Origin of the sequence: Pseudochelatococcus sp. G4_1912 (genome assembly GCF_047501465.1) — a bacterium.
Lineage (GTDB): Bacteria > Pseudomonadota > Alphaproteobacteria > Rhizobiales > Beijerinckiaceae > Pseudochelatococcus.
In genome coordinates this window covers 880061-899369 of sequence record NZ_JAZDRL010000001.1, presented here as the reverse complement: position 1 = coordinate 899369, position 19309 = coordinate 880061, and the positions used below count along the sequence as shown (strand labels likewise).

The following is a 19309-nucleotide window of genomic DNA, read 5'->3' as shown; positions in this document are numbered from 1 at the left end:
TGATTTGATCCATTAGCGGACATGTAATTTCGAGCGTAGCAGCTTGGTGATGTCCTCAAGCTGTGACGTATTCCTGATGACGCGAGGGGTTAGCATAATAAGTAGCTCAACGCGGCGCACACGGTCAGTCTTACTGGTAAATAGATCACCAAGTATCGGTGTTTTGCCGAGCACAGGAACAGATGATTCATTCTTCTCAAAACGATCTTGAATCAGACCACCCAGCAGGATGGTGCGGCCTGATTGGCCAAGCACGTTTGATTCTACGGTTCGGGTTGCGATTACCGGATTACCATTCTGGATTGTGCTTGAAGGCGTGCTCACGGACTGGTTAATGCGCAAGGCAACAGAGTTGCTGGAATATATGCGCGGCGTCACATCCAGGATGATACCTGTATCCTTGATCTGGATCTCTTGAGTTACCGTGACATTACCCGAGCTCTGAGAAGTCTGTGAGCTAACAGCATAAGGAATTTGGTCACCCACCACAAGACGGGCGGTTTTTCCATCAAGTACAGTCAGGTAAGGTGACGAGATCACCTTAACTTTGGTGACGGCCTGCAGCGAAGATAGGATTGCTTCGATGCGATAATTGCCAACTTGGCCACCAAAGGCCATGAATGCTCTATTTCCTTCCGTTATTTCAGGAGCGCCGGTGCCCCCAGCTGGCAAAGTGTTACCTGCAGTGCGCATGGCAACATGTGGTCCCTGCAAATACATCTGGACGCCGCTTTCCAGCTGATCATTGAGCTCAACCTCAACAATCATGGCCTCGATCGCCAATTGGGATTGAGGTACATCCATTGTCATCAGCACATCGCGAATGCGTTGGAAATCAGCGTAAGTGGAGTAAACCATCAGCGTGTTAGTACGTGGATCCGGCACAATGCGGATTTGTCCGACTAAAGCGGCTTCTCCAAGCAGCCCACCACTTTGACTGCGCGCATTGGCAGCTGTATTGCCCGCATTCTGGCGCCTATCTGCTTGTGCAGCGCTGTCAGCCGCGCCTGTATCAACAAGCCCTGCCATATTAAATTTGGGTGCGGCCTCAGAACCAAGGTCGGAATCCGCAAGAGGGGTCTGCTGCGGAATAGTTGGCATTTGCCTTGTATTGGCTTGGCCAGACTGGCTATTGCGGCTTGTTGATCCGTTCGTATTGTTGCGGCTGCCTTGTGAGCTTGCTGTTGGTGTGGTCACACCATTTGCTGCGCCCTCACCAAAGATTTGCGAGAGAGGTTTTGCAATTTCCTCAGCGCTCAGATGACGCAGTTCTATAACACGCAATGTAGGCTCATCCGAAGCCTCGCGATCCATCAACTGCGCTAACTGCTTGATGCCATTCATGACTTGCATATCACGTGCGGCCACAAGCAGTGCACGTTGGCGTTCAAGCGGTACAATGGTGGGCATATCCCCGCCTGCCGGAATGCGCGTTTCATAAAAGGCAATCAGCTTTGCCGCCAATTTCTCAGGCGTGCTGTTGTGGACGGGCACCACAGACACATTATCGTCGCCAAGTCCATCTCGCGAAATGGACTGTAGCGTGCGCTCAATCTGGTCCATGTCGTGGTTAGGGGCGCGCACGATAATTGTATTCGAGACGTTGCTCTGAACCAGACTTACGTTCTCGGGCAATAGTTTGCTGGCAATGTTAATGACGTTCGTGGCGTTATTTTTATCGAGCCGGACAACACGGGTGACGAGATCGGTTGATTGTGCCTGCGCAGCATTCGCCTCAAGCGCAGCAATCACATCGGGTGCGCCGATGTGATAAACTCCGTTAAAGTATTGCATGGAAAGGCGATTACGCGCCAGAATATCACGCACAACATAGATTAACTGACTCTTGGGAATAGGCTCTTCCGTGCGGAAGGTGATAGAGCCGCCCAAGTCATCTGGAGCGATATAGTTGACGCCCAACGTACCGCCGAGCAATTGCTTGAGCATGAAATTGATCGAGGCTTGCTTAAGATCAACTGTAACCCGCGCTTCAGGATCGAAGGCGGGAGCTCCAGCATTCTGCAGATCGATGATATCGCGCTGAATGTTTTCAGGCGTGGGAGAATAATCGATACGGGAGTTATTAACATAGCCAACGAAGGGCACGACCTTTGGTGGCGGCCCGTTTAGACGTGCAGTATCAAGAACGCCACCTGTAGGAATTGCTTCGCCGGTATAAAGCAAAGAAGTATCGTTGCCGCGATAGAGTATCGCGCGCTGCCGGGATGCCGAAAAGAAACCGTCTTTGCACCTGCTGCTTGTCTGCCCTGACGGCGACACTGTGCACGAATCACCATCAAGCGCCCCGCACGAAGCAAGAGCGACCATGGCAATCAGTGCGAACACAAGCATTAGAGATTTGCTAAATGCGCTCGTTACTGCATTAGCAAGTGCATTATTTGACATCCTTCTCCGACGCAGTTGGGCTATTGAATAGCAACGCATAAATCATACCTGTTCGTTCGAAGCTCGAACAACGACAGGAATATACCACAAGGGATTCGAAGGGCACGCGCTTATATCCGGAAGGAATTACAAATTTTTATTATATATAATATAATTTTTAGAGATGACAATATCAAAGAAAATAATTTTATTCACTATAAAATTGATAAAATGATATTTTATTATGATATAGTATCTTAAATTTAAGTAATGTGTTAAGCGGACTGCGTGTATTTAATTGGAAATTAACTGTTCATAAACTGACATATAAGGGCTTGGCTAACGCTCTTGATGGTTCCGGCGGAATGGGCTGCACAAAATTTAACCAATTTTGTAATTGATGCGCTTGTACGGTTTATCAATTTGTCAGAAATTTTAATAGTTTAAGTGAATGCGCAGTTCTGAGATTTGTGTTCACTAACAAATGATGGCATTTTATAGTGTTAATTTATGGATATTTATTGAATAGCATGTTGTATCTTTGTATTTTATGGGCAGCCCCTCATTCTCAATCATATGGAGGTGAATGCTGGATGTAGCCTGTTCTTGTTGGCGCTGTGTGCCGTATAGCACAGGTGTTGATCGCTAATCACGTTAACTTGGCTTGGACTTGTAATGGACCAGTGTTGAGTGTTTGCGCTATCATGGCCATGTTGTTATGCAGGATCCTGTTGGTGCCTGATAAATACGGGCGCTCCTGTGGATGTGGGAGCTAAGTGATGTCGTCGAATTCTCCAGTCTTGGGTGAAGCTTTGCTGGTTCTTCCGGAAGCTACAGGCAAATCTTTTGGGAGGGCTTCCTCTGCTAATTTGGAGGATATGCGTGAAAGGCTTTCAGAAGCGCATGCGCGGGTCCTTGAACAGGCACAAGCTGGGGAAGGGGCTTTTCGCGTTGCATTTGCATTGCAGGACAGTCATGCCGAGAGTCTGCTGTCGCTGATAACATCAGAGTTTACCCAAAATCTCCACACCACATCTGTGGCCACGACTGAGCAAGATGAAGGCGGTGATGCGGAAGGCGATCCGCATTGCATGTTGGCGCTTCAGCTGCAGGCAGCATCGCTTGTTGCATCGGGTGAGATTAATGGCGCGATTACGTTGCTTTGCGCTTTACTGGATTGGGATGAGGCGCGAAATGACGCCCTGTTAGGTCTTGCAATCTGTGCTATGCGGCTGGAGCGGAGTGATGCCGCGCTCACGCTTGCGTTAGATTATATTAAACGGGGTGGTCGTCATCCGCGTGCGCATTGCATTATAGGCCTGTGTTTTCTGAAGAGTGGTGATAAGCGATTGGCTCAAACCCATCTTGCTGTTGCGGCACGGACTGCGCGTGTGGATGCTGCTTTTCGAGATGAACTGCGAGCCGCGCAACGCCTTCTGATAATTCTGAATTTCGGGCGCTGATAAAAACGCTCTTACCAAGCTTATTTATTGTCTGGGCCGGTAGTTTCGATGGGACTGTCGCAGTTTTAATCGGCAAGTAGAAGTGCAAGCAGCTTCAATGCATAACTAAATTTTTTCTGAGTGCGCGACGAGAGACGTGCAGTATTATGCATACTGAGATTGAGCATAAAACAATGTTCGCATGTTCAGCTCTCAAATATCAAAATTTGATATTTTGTGTTCTTAATTATGCTTTCTGTGCAAACTCAGCGCTATTTATATGCGGTTAAACTACTTGCGAGAGGTGCTCGGCTGATTCACTTGTCTTGCGTTAGTGGAAGCAGGAAAGGGTTACTTCTGACCAGCTTGCTGGTGTAGGTATTCTGATGTCATCAGCCGTTGCTTGTACACGTTGAGTTCGTTTGATTTCCGCACTTCGGGTGAGATTATCAAGGCAACGTTAGCTGTTTCTCCTGTTGCGGGGCAGACGCGGATAGTGGGGCAGTCAGACTACGAGATCGCCTTTACGCCCTCTGGCTGGAAGGGTGATGATGGTGTTTCCTTGCTGAGCGGAGGGTTGTCCTTTGAGGGCAGTGACGCCTCTGGCAAATCGTTGCCAAAGCAGAAGAGGGCGGCAAGGATAGCGAGAATAAGGGCGGTACAGGCACAAAGGAAAGCACAAGCGAGAAGAGGCCGGCTGAAGTGGCCGTGGCTACGGAGCGTGCCCAACGTGCCCATGTACAATCAACGCATAACACGGATCAGGTGGTTTATGTGTGGGTTGACCCGAGCCTGCTAGCGCCAGACGATGCGGATAATAATGATGGCGGAACAGGAATCGTCGCGCTGGGTAAATCTATCGCTTACAGGTGTTCCAGCCCTAGCGGGGGAATGGTGGCTGATAAGGGGAATGCGTTATATCCAATGGTTTCTGTCTGTGAAGCCGTGGCAGAGAGCGGATCGGCTGCAACAACGTCCAGACATTGATACCTGATGATCGATCAGGCATGGGAGCTTGCAAGTGCGGTCCTATGCCTTGCGCCGCAGATGGACAAGCGCCTGGTCAAGCGCCGAGAGGAAGCGTGAGCGATCGCTCTTGCTGAAAGGAGGAGGGCCGCCGATTGCATCACCATTAGCACGCAGATCAGCCATAAGCGCTCTCATTGCAACCGCTCCGCCAATGGAGTTGTTGGTGAAAAGTTTGCCATTGGGCGCGATGGTGACCGCGCCGGCCTTCAAGCAGCGGTCGGCAAGTAGAATATCAGCTGTGATGCAAACCATATTGGTGCCCGCGCGCTCGGCGATCCAGTTATCAGCCGCATCAAAGTCGGCACTGACAACGACGCTGTTAACCAGCCCATGCGCAGGGATGCGCATGGGACTATTGCTCACGATCGTCACCGGCACCTGGTGACGGAAGGCGACCTTGTAGATCTCTTCCTTCACAGGGCAGGCATCAGCATCAACGAGAATATGGATCACCGTTTTCGGCTCGGTTTCTTGCGGTTGCCAGGTTTGTTATCCTGCCCAGGCGGAGCGCTTTTCGGACCAGCGTTGCGCGTTTTCTGCTGGCGAGGTGGCCGTGGTGGTCGCGAGTTGCCATTATCCGGCTTGCTGCGTTTATGCCGGTGGGTGGTATTCGGCTGCCCATCAACGGGAGTGATTTCGACTCCTTCATCCTCGTCGACTTTCCGGCGGAATTTCGCCAGGAAACGAGTCGCGACAGCCTGCTGTACCTCGAAAACGGTCTCATTCTCTGAGATGCGGATTGCGCCGATTTCACCCCGGGTGACATTACCACGCCGGCAAAGCAATGGCAGTAGCCACCGCGGATCTGCATTATGCTTGCGGCCAATATTCAACCGGAACCAGGCACCACCCTCAAAATCCGAGCGTGAGGCGCGTGGGCTGGGTGCGTTGTTCTCCGCCAGGAGTTCCTCTGGCTCGGGCAGGGCAGCTCGGTGAATGTGCACAAGCGCGGCGGCGATCTCCTCGGCGCTGCGTTCTGCCAGTAGCCGGCTGGCGAGTGCGCGATCTGTATCGTCGATTTCGATCGGCGCGAGCAGTCGGGTGAGTAGCCTTTCGTTATCGGTATGGCGAATTTCTTCAGCAGAAGGTGGAGCGACCCATTCCGCTGCAATGCGGGCGCCACGCAGCATGGCCTCCACACGACGACGACGCGTATAGGGCACAAGCAGGATTGCGGTACCCTTTTTGCCGGCCCGGCCCGTACGCCCCGAACGATGCTGCAAGATCTCTGCATCGCGCGGTATCTCGACATGGATAACGAGCGACAGGCTGGGCAGGTCGATCCCACGCGCGGCAACATCGGTTGCGACGCAAACGCGGGCGCGTCGGTCACGCAGTGCCTGAAGTGCGTGGTTTCGCTCATTCTGGCTATGCTCGCCGGAGAGCGCCACCGCCGCGAAGCCACGCTCGGTCAGACTGGCGTGTAAATGCCGTACGTTGTCTCGTGTCGCACAGAACAGTATGGCGGTTTCCGCCTCATGAAAACGCAGCAGATTGACGACCGCATGTTCGATATCGGAGGGTGCGATGGCCATGGCCTGATAGCTGATGTCGCCATGTCCGCGATTCTCCTCCACTGTTGAGATGCGCAGCGCATCGCGCTGGTAGCGGCGTGCCAGTGCGATGATTGGCTTTGGCATCGTCGCTGAGAACAGCAACGTGCGGCGATCTTGCGGCGTTGCGTCGAGCAGCTCTGTCAGGTCCTCGCGGAAGCCCATATCAAGCATTTCGTCCGCTTCATCCAGCACGACAGTGGCCAGACTGTGAAGGTCCAAAGCGCCGCGCTCAAGATGATCACGCAAGCGGCCTGGCGTGCCGACGACGATCTGTGCGCCACGTGCCAGCGCTCGCCGTTCGAGTGAGGGATTCATGCCGCCCACACATGTCACGACCCGCGCACCGGCATCACTATAGAGCCAATCCAGCTCGCGGCTTACCTGCAGCGCAAGCTCGCGCGTTGGAGCGATAACGAGGGCTAAGGGGGTTTTGGCCGGGCGTGCCATACCCTTCTCGTCCAACAGATCATCTGCCATGGCGAGTCCGAAGGCCACAGTCTTGCCAGAGCCGGTTTGTGCGGAAACGATGAGATCGCGCCCTTTGGCTTCGGCTTCGAGCACAGCTGCCTGTACGGGAGTAGGCGCAGTGTAGCCGCGCGTCACTAGCGCTTCGGACAGAAGCGCGGGGAGTTTATTGAAAGTCATTCTCTCTTGCTTATACGTTCCGCGAATCAAATCAGCGGCAGTTAGGCTCTATCGCCCACTTTTTTGCACGATAGGTGTGTCCCAACAATGGCGCAATAGACCAGCAGGAAACATATGATTTGAAGTTTGATGATGCTCAAGCGAATTTGCTTGCATGGATCGAGCGATGTGGTGGAGCATCGACAAAATGGATGCTGGTTAAATAACGCATTAGGGTTACAGCTTGCGTTGTATTGGCGGGGCTTTTGGCCTGGCGCTCTTTTTGCCGTCTTGCCCAAAGTTGGACCGCTCCTTTCATCGCAGGTTGATTATTATGGGAGCCAAGGCAAAAATTGACATTCTTATTATGTGAGCTAGACTTTTCGATGTAAATTTAACGGGTGGCTTAGTGCTGTTTGTTTGTTCTGTTGTGGGAGTGCGTCCTTGACCTGCTTTTCTTGTGTGAACAGAAACAAAAAGCGCTTTCTCCTTACGAGTGTTGCTGGCGTAAGTCTTCTGATGTCATCAGCGGTTGCTTGTGCGCAAGGCCTGCCTTCTGGCGCGCAGATCGTCAATGGACAAGCCGATGTCACCCAAAATGGCTCCAGCCTTGCCGTTAGACAGGCGTCACCAACCGCAATCATCTCCTGGGATCAGTTTTCGATCGGCCAGCCAAACAGCGTGCACTTCGATAACGGCGTGGGCTCTACGCTCAATCGTGTGCGCGGCAATATCGCTTCTCAAATCGATGGCTCCCTCACAGCGACAGGCTCAGTCTATCTGATCAACCCCGCCGGTATTGCGGTTGGGCCAACAGGGCGTATTGAAACCGGCGGTTCTTTCATCGGTTCAACGCTCGATATTTCCGATGATGATTTCCAGAAAGCTGCCCGTGGTGAGGCGCATACCTTCAAGGGCACAAGCGGTGCCGCTGTCAGAAATGCAGGCCGCATTGGTGCATTAGGCGGCAGCGTTGTGCTGATGGGGCGAACCGTCGAGAATGAAGGTGATATCGAGGCCCCCAATGGCACCGCCGCTCTGGTGGCAGGCACCGAGGTGCTGGTGCAGGATCGTTCGCTTGATGGTGGGCGGTTTGTCGTCAAGGCGGGTGGAGCGACAACCAGCGTCAAGAACACCGGCAATATCAAGGCTGCAGAAGTGGAGCTGCGGGCCAATGGCGGTAACGTTTATGCGCTGGCGGGCAATAGACACGGCGTTATCGCAGCCACGGGCACTTCAAAGCAGGGCGGTAGAGTATTTCTGACGGCAGGCGATACTGGCGCGGTGACGGTCACTCAACGTGTGTCGGCAACCAAAGCTGCTTCTTCTTCGAACAGGGGCCGCAAGGGCGGTGAAATTCGTATAGCTGCACAAACTGTGCAGATTGCAGCTTCATTGGACGCGCATGGTGTGCTTCCCCCTGCGCGTCCCGATGATTTAAAGGGTGATGGTGGCACGGTTATTGTCGCGGGCGATAACATCACACTGACCGATGCGGCACGGGTTGATGTGTCTGGGGCCAAAGGCGGTATTGCGCTGATTGGTGGTGATTATCAGGGCGGGGCCAATACGGCGGCGAATTACGTCAGTGAGAAAGTCAGCACTGCCAAGCTGCTAACGGTTGCCAAGGGTGCGGTGATTACTGCCGATGCATCCGAAGGTAATGGCGGCAAGATCGTTCTGTGGTCTGATCTGCATACGGATTTCGCAGGGCATGTGAGCGCGACAAGTGTTACAGGGCTGGGGGGTGATGCGGAGGTCTCGGGCAAGGCGACGCTGGCGTTTAACGGCACGGCGAATCTGCTGGGGCAGGCCGGCGCTGGAACGTTGTTGCTTGATCCATATAATCTGACGATTGTGGCAGGTTCCGGCGGTAGCGTCACGCCCGTGGCCGACAACAGTACGCTGGGTGTTGATACGCTGACGGGCCTGCTGGCGAGCGCGAATACGGTTGTGACGACGGGATCGGGTGGCGCGCAACTTGGTAACATCATCGTCAATGCAGCGATCACGTGGAATGCTGCAACAACATTGACGCTGAATGCCGCGAACACCATCGCGATCAACGCTGCGATTACAGCGGTGAACGGCGGGCTGACGCTGAAAGCAGCAAGTGGCACGGAGGCAGCCCCGACAATTACGACGGGTGCGGGTGGGACGATCAACGTTGGCACGTTCTTCCTTGAGACAGGCGCGTGGGTGCAGAACAGTGCAACGCTCCCTGCGTTTTCGGCCAGAGACTTCCGCATAGCAGGTGGAGAATCTGTATCATATGATGACGCTGCTGCCCCGACGGTTACATTCATACGTGTAACAGGAGGCACTGGTGCAGATGATGCTAATGCTTATGCCATTACGGATGTGTATGGCCTGCAAGGTATGGCGACTATACGGAATAGGTATTACAAGCTGGCGGCAAATATTGATGCAGGCAGCACAGTCTATTGGTATGGTGGGGCCGGATTCTCACCGATTGGAAATAATACTTCCGAATTTACAGGTTCATTCAATGGTCAAGGTTACACGGTCAGTGGCTTGACCATCAATCGGCCGCTCCAGTCTTATATTGGGTTATTTGGTAAGCGGGGTGGCGGCGGGGGGATTAAGAATGTTGGGCTTGAGGGAGGAAGCATCATAGGCGGCTATTCTTACGTTGGTGGGCTAGTAGGATATAGCAGTGGCAACATTGTGAATACGTATGCTACCCTCGACGTGTCTGGCGGTACTAACGTTGGTGGCTTAATTGGGTATGCGATAGGTTCCATCGATAATTCATACGCAACAGGCGATGTTAATGGTTCAGGGGGAAATATTGGTGGATTGGTTGGCCAGAGTGATACTGGTATCATTAGATCATTTGCTACCGGTAATGTTTCAGGCCAGCTTAAAGTTGGTGGATTGATTGGGTATAACAAGACAGGTAATGTTTACTATTCATATGCGACGGGTAATGTTACTGGTCAGGGTATGGGAGCTGGCGGCTTAATCGGGCAAAGCAATCTCAGCGGCACGGCGGTAGCTTATTCATATGCTACAGGGAATGTTCAGGGTAGCTATGCTGGTGGCCTAATTGGAGAAAGCAATAGCAGCACGATTCGGTATTCATATGCCACCGGCTCTGTTGATGGCTTTGCTGCTGCGGGTGGATTAGTCGGGAGGATTTCTGCAGCTATTGAATACTCATATGCGACAGGTGCGGTGTCAGGCCCTTCTGGCAGCACGGGTGGTCTGACAGGGATTCGCAATAGCGGCACTATGACCTCCAGCTTCTGGGATGTTGATACAACAGGCCAGACGGTCAGTATTGGCGATGGTGCTACCTCGGGCGCAACTGGTATATATTCGAGTACCGGTTCTAAAAACGCTTTCACGCAAGCGACTTATGCGGGTTTTAATTTTACCTCTATCTGGTACATAGTTCCTGGGGAAACCCGTCCTTTCCTGCGCGCGGAACTTACAGAGCTTGGCAAGACCTATAATAAACCAGGTAGTCTTGTAGCGAATGCTTTCACGATCCGCACTCCTAACCAACTGCAACTTATCAAGATGCACGAAGGCGCAACAAGTAGCGGTAAGACTTACATCCTCGCGAACGATATCGATCTGACAGGGGCGCTGGCCAATAATTCCAGCATGTGGCGCACGACAACAACTAAGTCTGCCGCCAACCTCTATGGTTTTTCGCCAATAGGAACAAGTGCCAATACATTCCAGGGCACTTTTGTTGGCCCAGGCCATGTAATCAATGGTCTGACAATTAATAGACCTGGTTTAACTTCAGTAGGCTTGTTTGGCGAAACAGCTATTGGCAGCACTATCAAGAATGTTGAGCTGAGAAATGTTAACATTACGGGCGCTAGTGATGCCGGTGGCCTTGCAGGCAAAAACCGCGGAGCCGTGAGCGGGATTATCGTGTCGGGCGCGATAAAGGGCACTGTTAGTGTTGGTGGCATTACTGGTGGGAATACAGTAGAGGGATCCCTATCAACAAGCTATTCTGCTGCATCCATCTCTGGAGCAGGTGATGGTGTTGGCGGCCTTGTTGGCTGGAATAGTGGATCGATTTCAAATTCATATTCTACAGGTAATGTAAATAATACCGGCGCTAAAACAGGTGGCCTTGCTGGTATTCTAACGGGAACGATTACAAATTCCTATGCGACAGGTGTAGTAACAGGCGCTAGTCTTGTCGGCGGCCTTGTTGGTGAAAATAGTGCTGGCACGATCACCTCCAGCTTCTGGAATCTTGATGCTGTTGCTACAGGCATTGGTAGCGGCAGTTCCGCTGGCGCAACAGGTCTGACCCTGGCGCAGTTCAAAAACACGACCTATTTCATGAATGCCGCAACAGGGTGGGATTTCGAGAACATCTGGGCTCCACCCGGTGATGGTTATCTGCCAGAGCTCTATGCGCTTTCAAAGGTTATCCGCATTCAGGCCAATAATGGTGCAACGACCGCCTATGGCAACTCATCAGGCACATGGATTGGTGGCACGCCAGGCTCAACAATCTACGGTCAGGGGGCGCATATCTCCGGTGACACGGCTTATGGTACAGCGTCATCTTTTGGCGCTACGCCATCAATTAATGTCACGGGATTGAATGTTGGTTCGTATATTGCTGAAGTAACAGGCCTTAATTCACAGGTGGTGCGTGAGCAAGAATACTTATCGTTATATTTACACGTCAAACCTGACTGTCACGAAAGCAACGCTGACGGTTACAGCGAACGATGCCAGCAAAGTCTATGACGCCACGGCATGGGCTGGAGGTAATGGTGTGACCTACAGTGGTTTCGTTGGCAGCGAAACTGCAGCAGTGCTGGGTGGCACGCTTACTTATGGCGGCACCTCCCAGGGTGCCAAGAACGCTGGCAGTTATACTATTACAGCGGGCGGTCTGACATCGAGTAACTATAACATCGTTTATGCTAGTGGCACCTTAGTTATCACGAAAGCAACGCTGACGGTTACAGCGAACGATGCCAGCAAAGTCTATGACGCCACGGCATGGAGTGGTGGTAATGGTGTGACCTACAGTGGTTTTGCTGGCAGCGAAACTGCAGATCCTCATGGCACGCTCTTATCAACAACTGCAACACGGCGCTAGCGGTTGATCATATTCAGCGGCAGCCTGGCGTCGAGTAACTACAACATTGTTTATGCTAGTGGCGCACTTAGCTATAGCAAAAGCAACGCTGACAATATCAACAGCGGACGGTGCGGAACAAGCCGTGTATATGACGGCACGACAGCTGCGGCGAAGCTGACGGATGGCGTGCTGGCGGTGTGTTGGGCGGCGATAGTGTGACGCTTGGCCTGACGGGTACGGCCTATAACAGCAAGGACGTCGCAACGGCGAACACGATCACGGGCACCTATGTGCTGGGTGGCGCTTCTGCCGGGAACTACCAGCTCACTGGCACTCCAGCGCCTTCGGCGTGTTGCCGGCAACATCACGCCTCAGCGACGCTGACGATCGCGACGCAAGGAACGGTGACAACGAGCACAGCGTATATGGCGGCAGCGACAGCTGCAGCGAAGCTGACGGATGGCGTGCTGGGTGCGGGTGCTGATCGGCGGCGATAGTGTGACGCTTGGCCTGACGGGTACAGCCTATAACAGCAAGGATGTCGCAACGGCGAACACGATCACGGGCACCTATGTGCTGGGTGGCGCTTCGGCCGGGAACTACCAGTTGGCCTCCAGCGCTTTCAGCGTTGCCGGCAACATCACCAAAGCGACGTTGACGATTGCGACGCAAGGAACGGTGACAACAAGCCGTGAGTATGACGGCACGACAGTTGCAGCAAAGCTGGCGGATGGCGTGCTGGGTGCGGGCGTTATCGGCGGCGATAGTGTAACGCTTGGCCTGACGGGTACGGCCTATAACAGCAAGGATGTCGCAACGGCGAACACGATCACGGGCACCTATGTGCTGGGGGGCGCTTCTGCCGGGAACTACCAGTTGGCTTCCAGCGCCTTTAGTGTTGCGGGCAACATCACGAAAGCGACGTTGACGATTGCGACAGCGGGGACGGTGACAACAAGCCGTGTGTATGACGGCACGACAGCTGCAGCGAAGCTGACGGACGGCGTGCTGGGCGGTGTGTTGGGCGGCGATAGTGTAACGCTTGGCCTGACAGGTACGGCCTATAACAGCAAGGACGTCGCAACGGCGAACACGATCACAGGCACCTATGTGCTGGGTGGCGCTTCGGCCGGGAACTATCAGCTTGCTTCCAGCGCCTTCAGCGTTGTGGGCAACATCACGCCTGTCACGCTGACGATCGCGACAGCCGGGACGGTGACAACGAGCCGTGTGATGACGGCACGACAGCTGCAGCGAAGCTGACGGACGGCGTGCTGGGTGCGGGCGTCATCGGCGGCGATAGTGTGACGCTTGGCCTGACGGGTACGGCCTATAACAGCAAGGATGTCGCAACGGCGAACACGATCACAGGCACCTATGTGCTGGGTGGCGCTTCTGCCGGGAACTACCAGCTTGCTTCCAGCGCCTTCAGCGTTGCGGGCAACATCACGCCTGTCACGTTGACGATTGCGACAGCCGGGACGGTGACAACAAGCCGTGTATATGACGGCACGACAGCTGCGGCGAAGCTGACGGACGGTATGTTGGGCGGTGTGATCGGCGGCGATAGTGTAACGCTTGGCCTGACGGGCACAGCCTATAACAGCAAGGATGTCGCAACGGCGAACACGATCACAGGCACCTATGTGCTGGGTGGTGCTTCTGCTGGGAACTATCAGCTTGCTTCCAGCGCCTTCAGTGTTGCGGGCAACATCACCAAAGCGACGTTGACGATTGCGACAGCGGGGACGGTGACAACGAGCCGTGTATATGACGGCACGACGGCCGCAGCAAAGCTGACGGATGGCGTGCTGGGCGGTGTGTTGGGCGGCGATAGTGTAACGCTTGGCCTGACGGGTACGGCTTATAACAGCCAGGATGTCGCAACGGCGAACACGATCACGGGCACCTATGTGCTGGGTGGAGCCTCGGCTGGGAACTACCAGCTTGCTTCCAGCGCCTTCAGCGCTGCGGGCAACATCACGCCTGTCACTTTGACGATCGCGACGCAAGGAACGGTTACAACAAGCCGCGTATATGACGGCACGACAGCTGCAGCGAAGCTGACGGATGGCGTGCTGGGTGCGGGTGTCATCGGCGGCGATAGTGTGACACTTGGCCTGACGGGTGCGGCCTATAACAGCAAGGACGTTGCAACGGCGAACACGATCACGGGCACCTATGTGCTGGGTGGCGCTTCGGCCGGGAACTATCAGCTGGCTTCCAGCGCCTTTAGTGTTGCTGGCAGCATCACCCCTGTCACGTTGACGATCGCGACAGCGGGGACGGTGACAACGAGCCGCGTATATGACGGCACGACAGCTGCAGCGAAGCTGACGGATGGTGTGCTGGGTGCGGGCGTTATCGGCGGCGATAGTGTAACGCTTGGCCTGACGGGCACGGCCTATAACAGCCAGGATGTCGCAACGGCGAACACGATCACAGGCACCTATGTGCTGGGTGGTGCTTCTGCTGGGAACTATCAGCTTGCTTCCAGCGTCTTCAGCGCTGCGGGTAACATCACACCTGTCACGCTGACGATTACAGCGAGCGCCCAATCAAAGGTCTATGGTAATGCTGATCCAGCGCTGAGCTATACTTATTCCGGTCTTGTCAGCGGTGATACGGCTTCTGCCATTACGGGCTCTTTGGCTCGTGAGGGGGGTGAGAATGTCGGTGTCTATGCGATCAACAAGGGTTCGCTGGCGGCAGGTAGCAATTATACGATTAGCTATACTGGCACCAACCTCACCATTACGCCCGCCATCTTGACGGTGACAGGTGGGACGGTGCAGACAAGCCGGATCTATGATGGCAGCACAAAGATCCTCGTGACCAGCAATGGTACGGTGGGGGCAGGTGTTATTGGAGCGGATGATGTTGCAGTTTCGTTGACAGCTGCCTATGCCAGCGCCAATGCCGCTGCTGGCATTAAGGTGAATGGTACCTACAGCTTGAGCGGTGCGAGTGCCGGAAACTATATGTTGTCCGACAGCGCCTTCAGTGCGATAGCGACCATTACGCCCAAGCAGTTGAATATCCTGAGCCCTGGGCAGGTTGTGACCGAGCGGGAGTATGACGGCACGGTGTTGGCTGCGAAGCTGTCGGATGGCGCGCTGGATGGCGTTCTGGCCTCTGATTTTGGGAGGGTCGTACTGGATCTCACTGACACCAGATACAACAGCGCGAATGTCGCAGAAGCTACCACCATTTCCGGGCGCTATGTTTTGCATGGTGCTGCTGCCAGCAACTACACGATGAGTTCGTTTGATTTCCGCACTTCGGGTGAGATTATCAAGGCAACGTTAGCTGTTTCTCCTGTTGCGGGGCAGACGCGGATAGTGGGGCAGTCAGACTACGAGATCGCCTTTACGCCCTCTGGCTGGAAGGGTGATGATGGTGTTTCCTTGCTGAGCGGAGGATTATCCTTTGAGGGCAGTGACGCCCCAGGCAATCGTTTCATCACGCTGGGGAATCTTTCTGCTGGCGGCAATTATGATCTTCGCCTTACGTCTGGTGGTACGTTGGCAATCGTTGCCAAAGCAGAAGAGGGCGGCAAGGATAGCGAGAATAAGGGCGGTACAGGCACAAAGGAAAGCACAAGCGAGAAGAGGCCGGCTGAAGTGGCCGTGGCTACGGAGCGTGCCCAACGTGCCCATGTACAATCAACGCATAACACGGATCAGGTGGTTTATGTGTGGGTTGACCCGAGCCTGCTCGCGCCAGACGATGCAGATAATAATGATGGCGGAACAGGAATCGTCACGTTGGGTAAATCTATCGCTTACAGGTGTTCCAGCCCTAGCGGGGGAATGGTGGCTGATAAGGGGAATGCGTTATATCCAATGGTTTCTGTCTGTGAAGTCGTGGCAGAAGGCGGATCGGCTGCAACAACGTCCAGACATTGATACCTGATGATCGATCAGGCATGGGAGCTTGCAAGTGCGGTCCTATGCCTTGCGCCGCAGATGGACAAGCGCCTGGTCAAGCGCCGAGAGGAAGCGTGAGCGATCGCTCTTGCTGAAAGGAGGAGGGCCGCCGATTGCATCACCATTAGCACGCAGATCAGCCATAAGCGCTCTCATTGCAACCGCTCCGCCAATGGAGTTGTTGGTGAAAAGTTTGCCATTGGGCGCGATGGTGACCGCGCCGGCCTTCAAGCAGCGGTCGGCAAGTAGAATATCAGCTGTGATGCAAACCATATTGGTGCCCGCGCGCTCGGCGATCCAGTTATCAGCCGCATCAAAGTCGGCACTGACAACGACGCTGTTAACCAGCCCATGCGCAGGGATGCGCATGGGACTATTGCTCACGATCGTCACCGGCACCTGGTGACGGAAGGCGACCTTGTAGATCTCTTCCTTCACAGGGCAGGCATCAGCATCAACGAGAATATGGATCACCGTTTGCAGAAGTCTGTTTCCGGTTGAGGCGCTTCCTGTGGGATTATCTCAGTGCCATTACGCTTCTTGCGTTTTGTGTTCTGACATTCCGAAGTTGTGCTTGCCGGATAACAACCCTAGCAAAGCGGCAATAGCAGCCTGATCTCGGAAGTGGTGTCGAGCGTAATCTGTCCACCAGTTGACAGGCGGCGGGCCGCTTGGTGCGGCAGGTGGCGCCTATCTGGTGGGTGAGCGCGGACCAGAGCTGTTTGCGCCAAAGCGTGATGGCTTCATTCTGCCAGTCCGCACCACCAGATTGTTGAAGTCCACGGCGGCATTGGGGGTGGCGGCTTACGCGGTGCCCGCTGCCGCAACGCCTAATCTTGATATATGCTTTGGGTCTTCCCCCATGGGGTGATCCGGTTGGAATATTAGTGCATGCTTGGCCTGCTGGCCACCGCTGGTGTTGAAGCCGTTCCGTTCTGGCGAGGCCAAGTGGTCGTTTCGGGGGATGGTGGCTTGTAGCCCAGCGATGAGTGGGGCCGCACGGTGTTATAGTGACGTCGCCAGTTTTCGATGATGATCTTTTCCTGCTTGAGCGTGTAGAAGATTTCACCGTTGAGCAGTTCGTCTCGGAGCTTCGAATTGAAGCTCTCGCAATAGCCGTTTTCCCACGGACTGCCCGGCATGATGTAGGCCGTCCTGGCTCCCACCGCCGCGATCCACTCCCGTAATGCCTTGGCGATGAACTCCGGGCCGTTGTCAGAACGAATATGCGCCGGGACGCCGCGCAGGATGAACAGGTCGGAAAGCACGTCGATGACATCGACGGCCTTCAGCTTTCTCTCAACCCTGATGGCAATGCATTCGCGGGTGAACTCGTCGATAACATTGAGCATGCGGATTTTCCTGCCATTGTGTGTGCGATCCTCGACGAAGTCGTAGGACCAGACATGATTGGGGCATTCCGGTCGAAGCCGGACACACGAGCTGTCGTTCAACCACAGCCGACCGCGTTTGGGTTGCCTGTGCGGCACCTTCAGCCCCTCCCGCCGCCAGATGCGTTCGACCCGCTTGACGTTCACGATCCAGCCAGCCTGGTGCAGCATCGGCAGTGATGCGGCGATAGCCATAGCGGCCATACTGGAAAGCGAGCGCCGTGATGTCGGCGGTCAATTCCGCTTCATCATCCGGGGTCTTGGCGATCTTGCGCTGCATCGAACGATGCTGCCCGAGAACCCGGCAGGCCCGTCTCTCGGGCACGCCCAGTTCCTCGATGACATGATCCACGCAGGCGCGGCGGCGGGCGGGGCTTAGAAGTTTCCCTTGGCGGCCTCCGCCAAAATCATCTTGTCCAGCATGAGATCGGAAACCGCACGCCGGAGCCGGGTATTCTCTGCTTCCAGTTCTTTCAGCCGCTTGACCTGGTCGCCCTTCAAACCGCCGTATTCAGACCGCCACCGGTAGTATGTAACTTCCGTCACGCCTATCGACCGGATCGCCTCCGCCATCGATTTTCCCTGCGCATTCAGCACGTCAACCTGACGCAGCTTCGTGACGATCTCTTCTGCCTTGTCTCTTTTCCCTGCCATTTCAATATACTTCCTCGGCTCAATAGCCATACTTCAAGAAGGATCACTTTTCAGGGGAAGACCAGGTGAGCGAGGCATTGGAGATATGAAAAAACTGATAGCGGCAGTGAAGGCATAATGCCCTCAGTTCAAGAGGTTGGGAGAAATTCATTGCATTTGATTTGTTCTTGTTTTGCTATCGCTTTATTAGAGGTGCAAGCAGGAAGAGCAGTTAGGGAGAGAAGGGGAATGTGTCCTGCAATGCATCCCGTGGAAAAGACAGGTGCGGGGTAAGGCTTTGAAATCATTGGTCGGAGTGAGAGGATTCGAACCTCCGACCCCCTCGTCCCGAACGAGGTGCGCTACCAGACTGCGCTACACTCCGATATTTCAGCGTGCTGCTAACAATATAATGAGCACGTCGATAATGTTGGGTTATACCGCCGTGATTTAAGCTTCGCAAGCAGTGTCAGATACAAAATCATGCTCAAATGAAGTTTTTGAAACCTGGTCAGCTCCCTTATATAAAGACTTCCGACCAGGTGTCGTTATTATACGAATATAGCCTATGATCGAGGCTACTTCAGGCAGCGAGATTTTGGGCCACCTTGAAGGATGCAGCCGTGCTCGCTTTCACTTCTTCAAGAGTGATGCCATCTGCCAGTTCTGTCAGCAGTAAGCCGTCCGGCTGCACCTCAAAAACCGCAAGGTCAGTGATGATTAAGTCCACCACGCCTTTACCGGTAAGTGGAAGATCGCATTCCTTAAGCACCTTGGGCTCTCCCTTGGCAGTGTGTTCCATCACCACCACAACGCGCTTGACGCCCGCAACGAGGTCCATCGCGCCACCCATGCCCTTGACCATCTTGCCAGGGATCATCCAGTTAGCCAGATCGCCCTTTTCGGATACCTGCATGGCACCCAAAATTGAAAGATCAATGTGTCCACCACGAATCATTGCAAAGCTGGCAGCCGAGCTGAAAAAGCTTGATTGCGGCAATGCCGTAATGGTTTGCTTGCCAGCGTTGATAAGATCGGCATCTTCCTCGCCTTCATAAGGGAAGGGGCCCATGCCAAGCATGCCGTTTTCGCTTTGCAGATTAACGGTGATGCCATCAGGAATGTAATTGGCAACAAGGGTTGGAATGCCAATCCCTAAGTTGACGTAAAAACCATCCTGCAGCTCTTTTGCGGCGCGTGCGGCCATCTGTTCGCGTGTCCATGCCAT

At 54.1% G+C, this 19309-nt stretch carries 14 protein-coding genes, 1 tRNA gene and 1 pseudogene; 9 read left to right on the top strand and 7 right to left on the bottom strand.

Annotated elements, in window-relative coordinates:
* Positions 1 to 12: 12 nt before the first annotated feature.
* On the bottom strand, positions 13 to 2406 hold the full coding sequence (locus VRZ32_RS04170) for a secretin N-terminal domain-containing protein (RefSeq protein WP_414524436.1): 2394 nt from the start codon (positions 2404 to 2406) through the stop codon (positions 13 to 15).
* Between the two features lie 758 nt (positions 2407 to 3164).
* Here VRZ32_RS04170 and VRZ32_RS04165 point away from each other — a divergent pair.
* Positions 3165 to 3848, top strand: a complete 684-nt coding sequence (locus VRZ32_RS04165; protein ID WP_414524435.1) for a hypothetical protein — start codon at positions 3165 to 3167, stop codon at positions 3846 to 3848.
* Positions 3849 to 4529: 681 nt separating this feature from the next.
* Positions 4530 to 4814 carry a hypothetical protein gene (locus VRZ32_RS04160; protein ID WP_414524434.1) on the top strand — a complete coding sequence of 95 codons (285 nt, stop codon included), beginning with the start codon at positions 4530 to 4532 and terminating at the stop codon, positions 4812 to 4814.
* Positions 4815 to 4856: 42 nt separating this feature from the next.
* Here VRZ32_RS04160 and VRZ32_RS04155 read toward each other — a convergent pair whose 3' ends face one another.
* On the bottom strand, positions 4857 to 5306 hold the full coding sequence (locus VRZ32_RS04155) for a YaiI/YqxD family protein (RefSeq protein ID WP_414525038.1): 450 nt from the start codon (positions 5304 to 5306) through the stop codon (positions 4857 to 4859).
* Positions 5306 to 7057, bottom strand: coding sequence for a DEAD/DEAH box helicase (locus VRZ32_RS04150; protein WP_414524433.1), 1752 nt, complete (start codon positions 7055 to 7057; stop codon positions 5306 to 5308). Before VRZ32_RS04150 ends, VRZ32_RS04155 begins: the two co-directional genes overlap by 1 nt.
* 498 nt (positions 7058 to 7555) lie before the next feature.
* Here VRZ32_RS04150 and VRZ32_RS04145 point away from each other — a divergent pair, with 498 nt between their 5' ends.
* From VRZ32_RS04145 to VRZ32_RS04120, 6 genes are read left to right on the top strand one after another with little or no spacing between them, the layout of a single operon-like run.
* Complete coding sequence (locus VRZ32_RS04145) at positions 7556 to 11788, top strand: beta strand repeat-containing protein (protein WP_414524432.1); 4233 nt, start codon at positions 7556 to 7558, stop codon at positions 11786 to 11788.
* The gene (locus tag VRZ32_RS04140; protein ID WP_414524431.1) at positions 11691 to 12146 is read left to right on the top strand and encodes an MBG domain-containing protein; all 456 of its coding nucleotides are present in this window, start codon (positions 11691 to 11693) and stop codon (positions 12144 to 12146) included. The genes VRZ32_RS04145 and VRZ32_RS04140 overlap by 98 nt, the downstream gene beginning before the upstream one ends.
* 3 nt (positions 12147 to 12149) lie before the next feature.
* Positions 12150 to 12347, top strand: a complete 198-nt coding sequence (locus tag VRZ32_RS04135) for a hypothetical protein (protein WP_414524430.1) — start codon at positions 12150 to 12152, stop codon at positions 12345 to 12347.
* The gene (locus tag VRZ32_RS04130) at positions 12326 to 12625 is read left to right on the top strand and encodes a YDG domain-containing protein (protein ID WP_414524429.1); all 300 of its coding nucleotides are present in this window, start codon (positions 12326 to 12328) and stop codon (positions 12623 to 12625) included. Before VRZ32_RS04135 ends, VRZ32_RS04130 begins: the two co-directional genes overlap by 22 nt.
* Positions 12588 to 13391 (top strand): YDG domain-containing protein, encoded by an 804-nt coding sequence (locus VRZ32_RS04125; RefSeq protein ID WP_414524428.1) that lies wholly within the window; start codon positions 12588 to 12590, stop codon positions 13389 to 13391. Before VRZ32_RS04130 ends, VRZ32_RS04125 begins: the two co-directional genes overlap by 38 nt.
* 8 nt (positions 13392 to 13399) lie before the next feature.
* Positions 13400 to 16036, top strand: a complete 2637-nt coding sequence (locus VRZ32_RS04120; protein WP_414524427.1) for a YDG domain-containing protein — start codon at positions 13400 to 13402, stop codon at positions 16034 to 16036.
* 42 nt (positions 16037 to 16078) lie between these two features.
* On the opposite strand, the gene VRZ32_RS04115 is transcribed toward VRZ32_RS04120, so the two are convergent.
* The gene (locus VRZ32_RS04115) at positions 16079 to 16540 is read right to left on the bottom strand and encodes a YaiI/YqxD family protein (RefSeq protein WP_414525037.1); all 462 of its coding nucleotides are present in this window, start codon (positions 16538 to 16540) and stop codon (positions 16079 to 16081) included.
* Positions 16541 to 16709: 169 nt separating this feature from the next.
* Here VRZ32_RS04115 and VRZ32_RS04110 point away from each other — a divergent pair, with 169 nt between their 5' ends.
* Positions 16710 to 16928: a hypothetical protein gene (locus VRZ32_RS04110; protein ID WP_414524426.1), complete on the top strand. Its 219-nt coding sequence runs from the start codon at positions 16710 to 16712 to the stop codon at positions 16926 to 16928.
* A gap of 13 nt (positions 16929 to 16941) precedes the next feature.
* On the opposite strand, the pseudogene VRZ32_RS04105 reads toward VRZ32_RS04110, so the two are convergent.
* From VRZ32_RS04105 to VRZ32_RS04095, 3 genes and pseudogenes are all read right to left on the bottom strand, one after another.
* Positions 16942 to 18102, bottom strand: a pseudogene (locus VRZ32_RS04105) (IS3 family transposase).
* Between the two features lie 287 nt (positions 18103 to 18389).
* A tRNA-Pro gene (locus tag VRZ32_RS04100) sits at positions 18390 to 18466 on the bottom strand.
* Between the two features lie 198 nt (positions 18467 to 18664).
* Positions 18665 to 19309, bottom strand: coding sequence for a 3-oxoacid CoA-transferase subunit B (locus VRZ32_RS04095; RefSeq protein WP_414524425.1), 645 nt, complete (start codon positions 19307 to 19309; stop codon positions 18665 to 18667).

Coding starts and splice junctions, on each gene's coding strand:
- VRZ32_RS04125 (WP_414524428.1), top strand. CDS start 12,588: ATGGCGTGCTGGGTGCGGGTGCTGATCGGCGGCGATAGTGTGACGCTT.
- VRZ32_RS04170 (WP_414524436.1), bottom strand. CDS start 2,406: ATGTCAAATAATGCACTTGCTAATGCAGTAACGAGCGCATTTAGCAAA.
- VRZ32_RS04145 (WP_414524432.1), top strand. CDS start 7,556: ATGTCATCAGCGGTTGCTTGTGCGCAAGGCCTGCCTTCTGGCGCGCAG.
- VRZ32_RS04095 (WP_414524425.1), bottom strand. CDS start 19,309: ATGGCATGGACACGCGAACAGATGGCCGCACGCGCCGCAAAAGAGCTG.
- VRZ32_RS04150 (WP_414524433.1), bottom strand. CDS start 7,057: ATGACTTTCAATAAACTCCCCGCGCTTCTGTCCGAAGCGCTAGTGACG.
- VRZ32_RS04165 (WP_414524435.1), top strand. CDS start 3,165: ATGTCGTCGAATTCTCCAGTCTTGGGTGAAGCTTTGCTGGTTCTTCCG.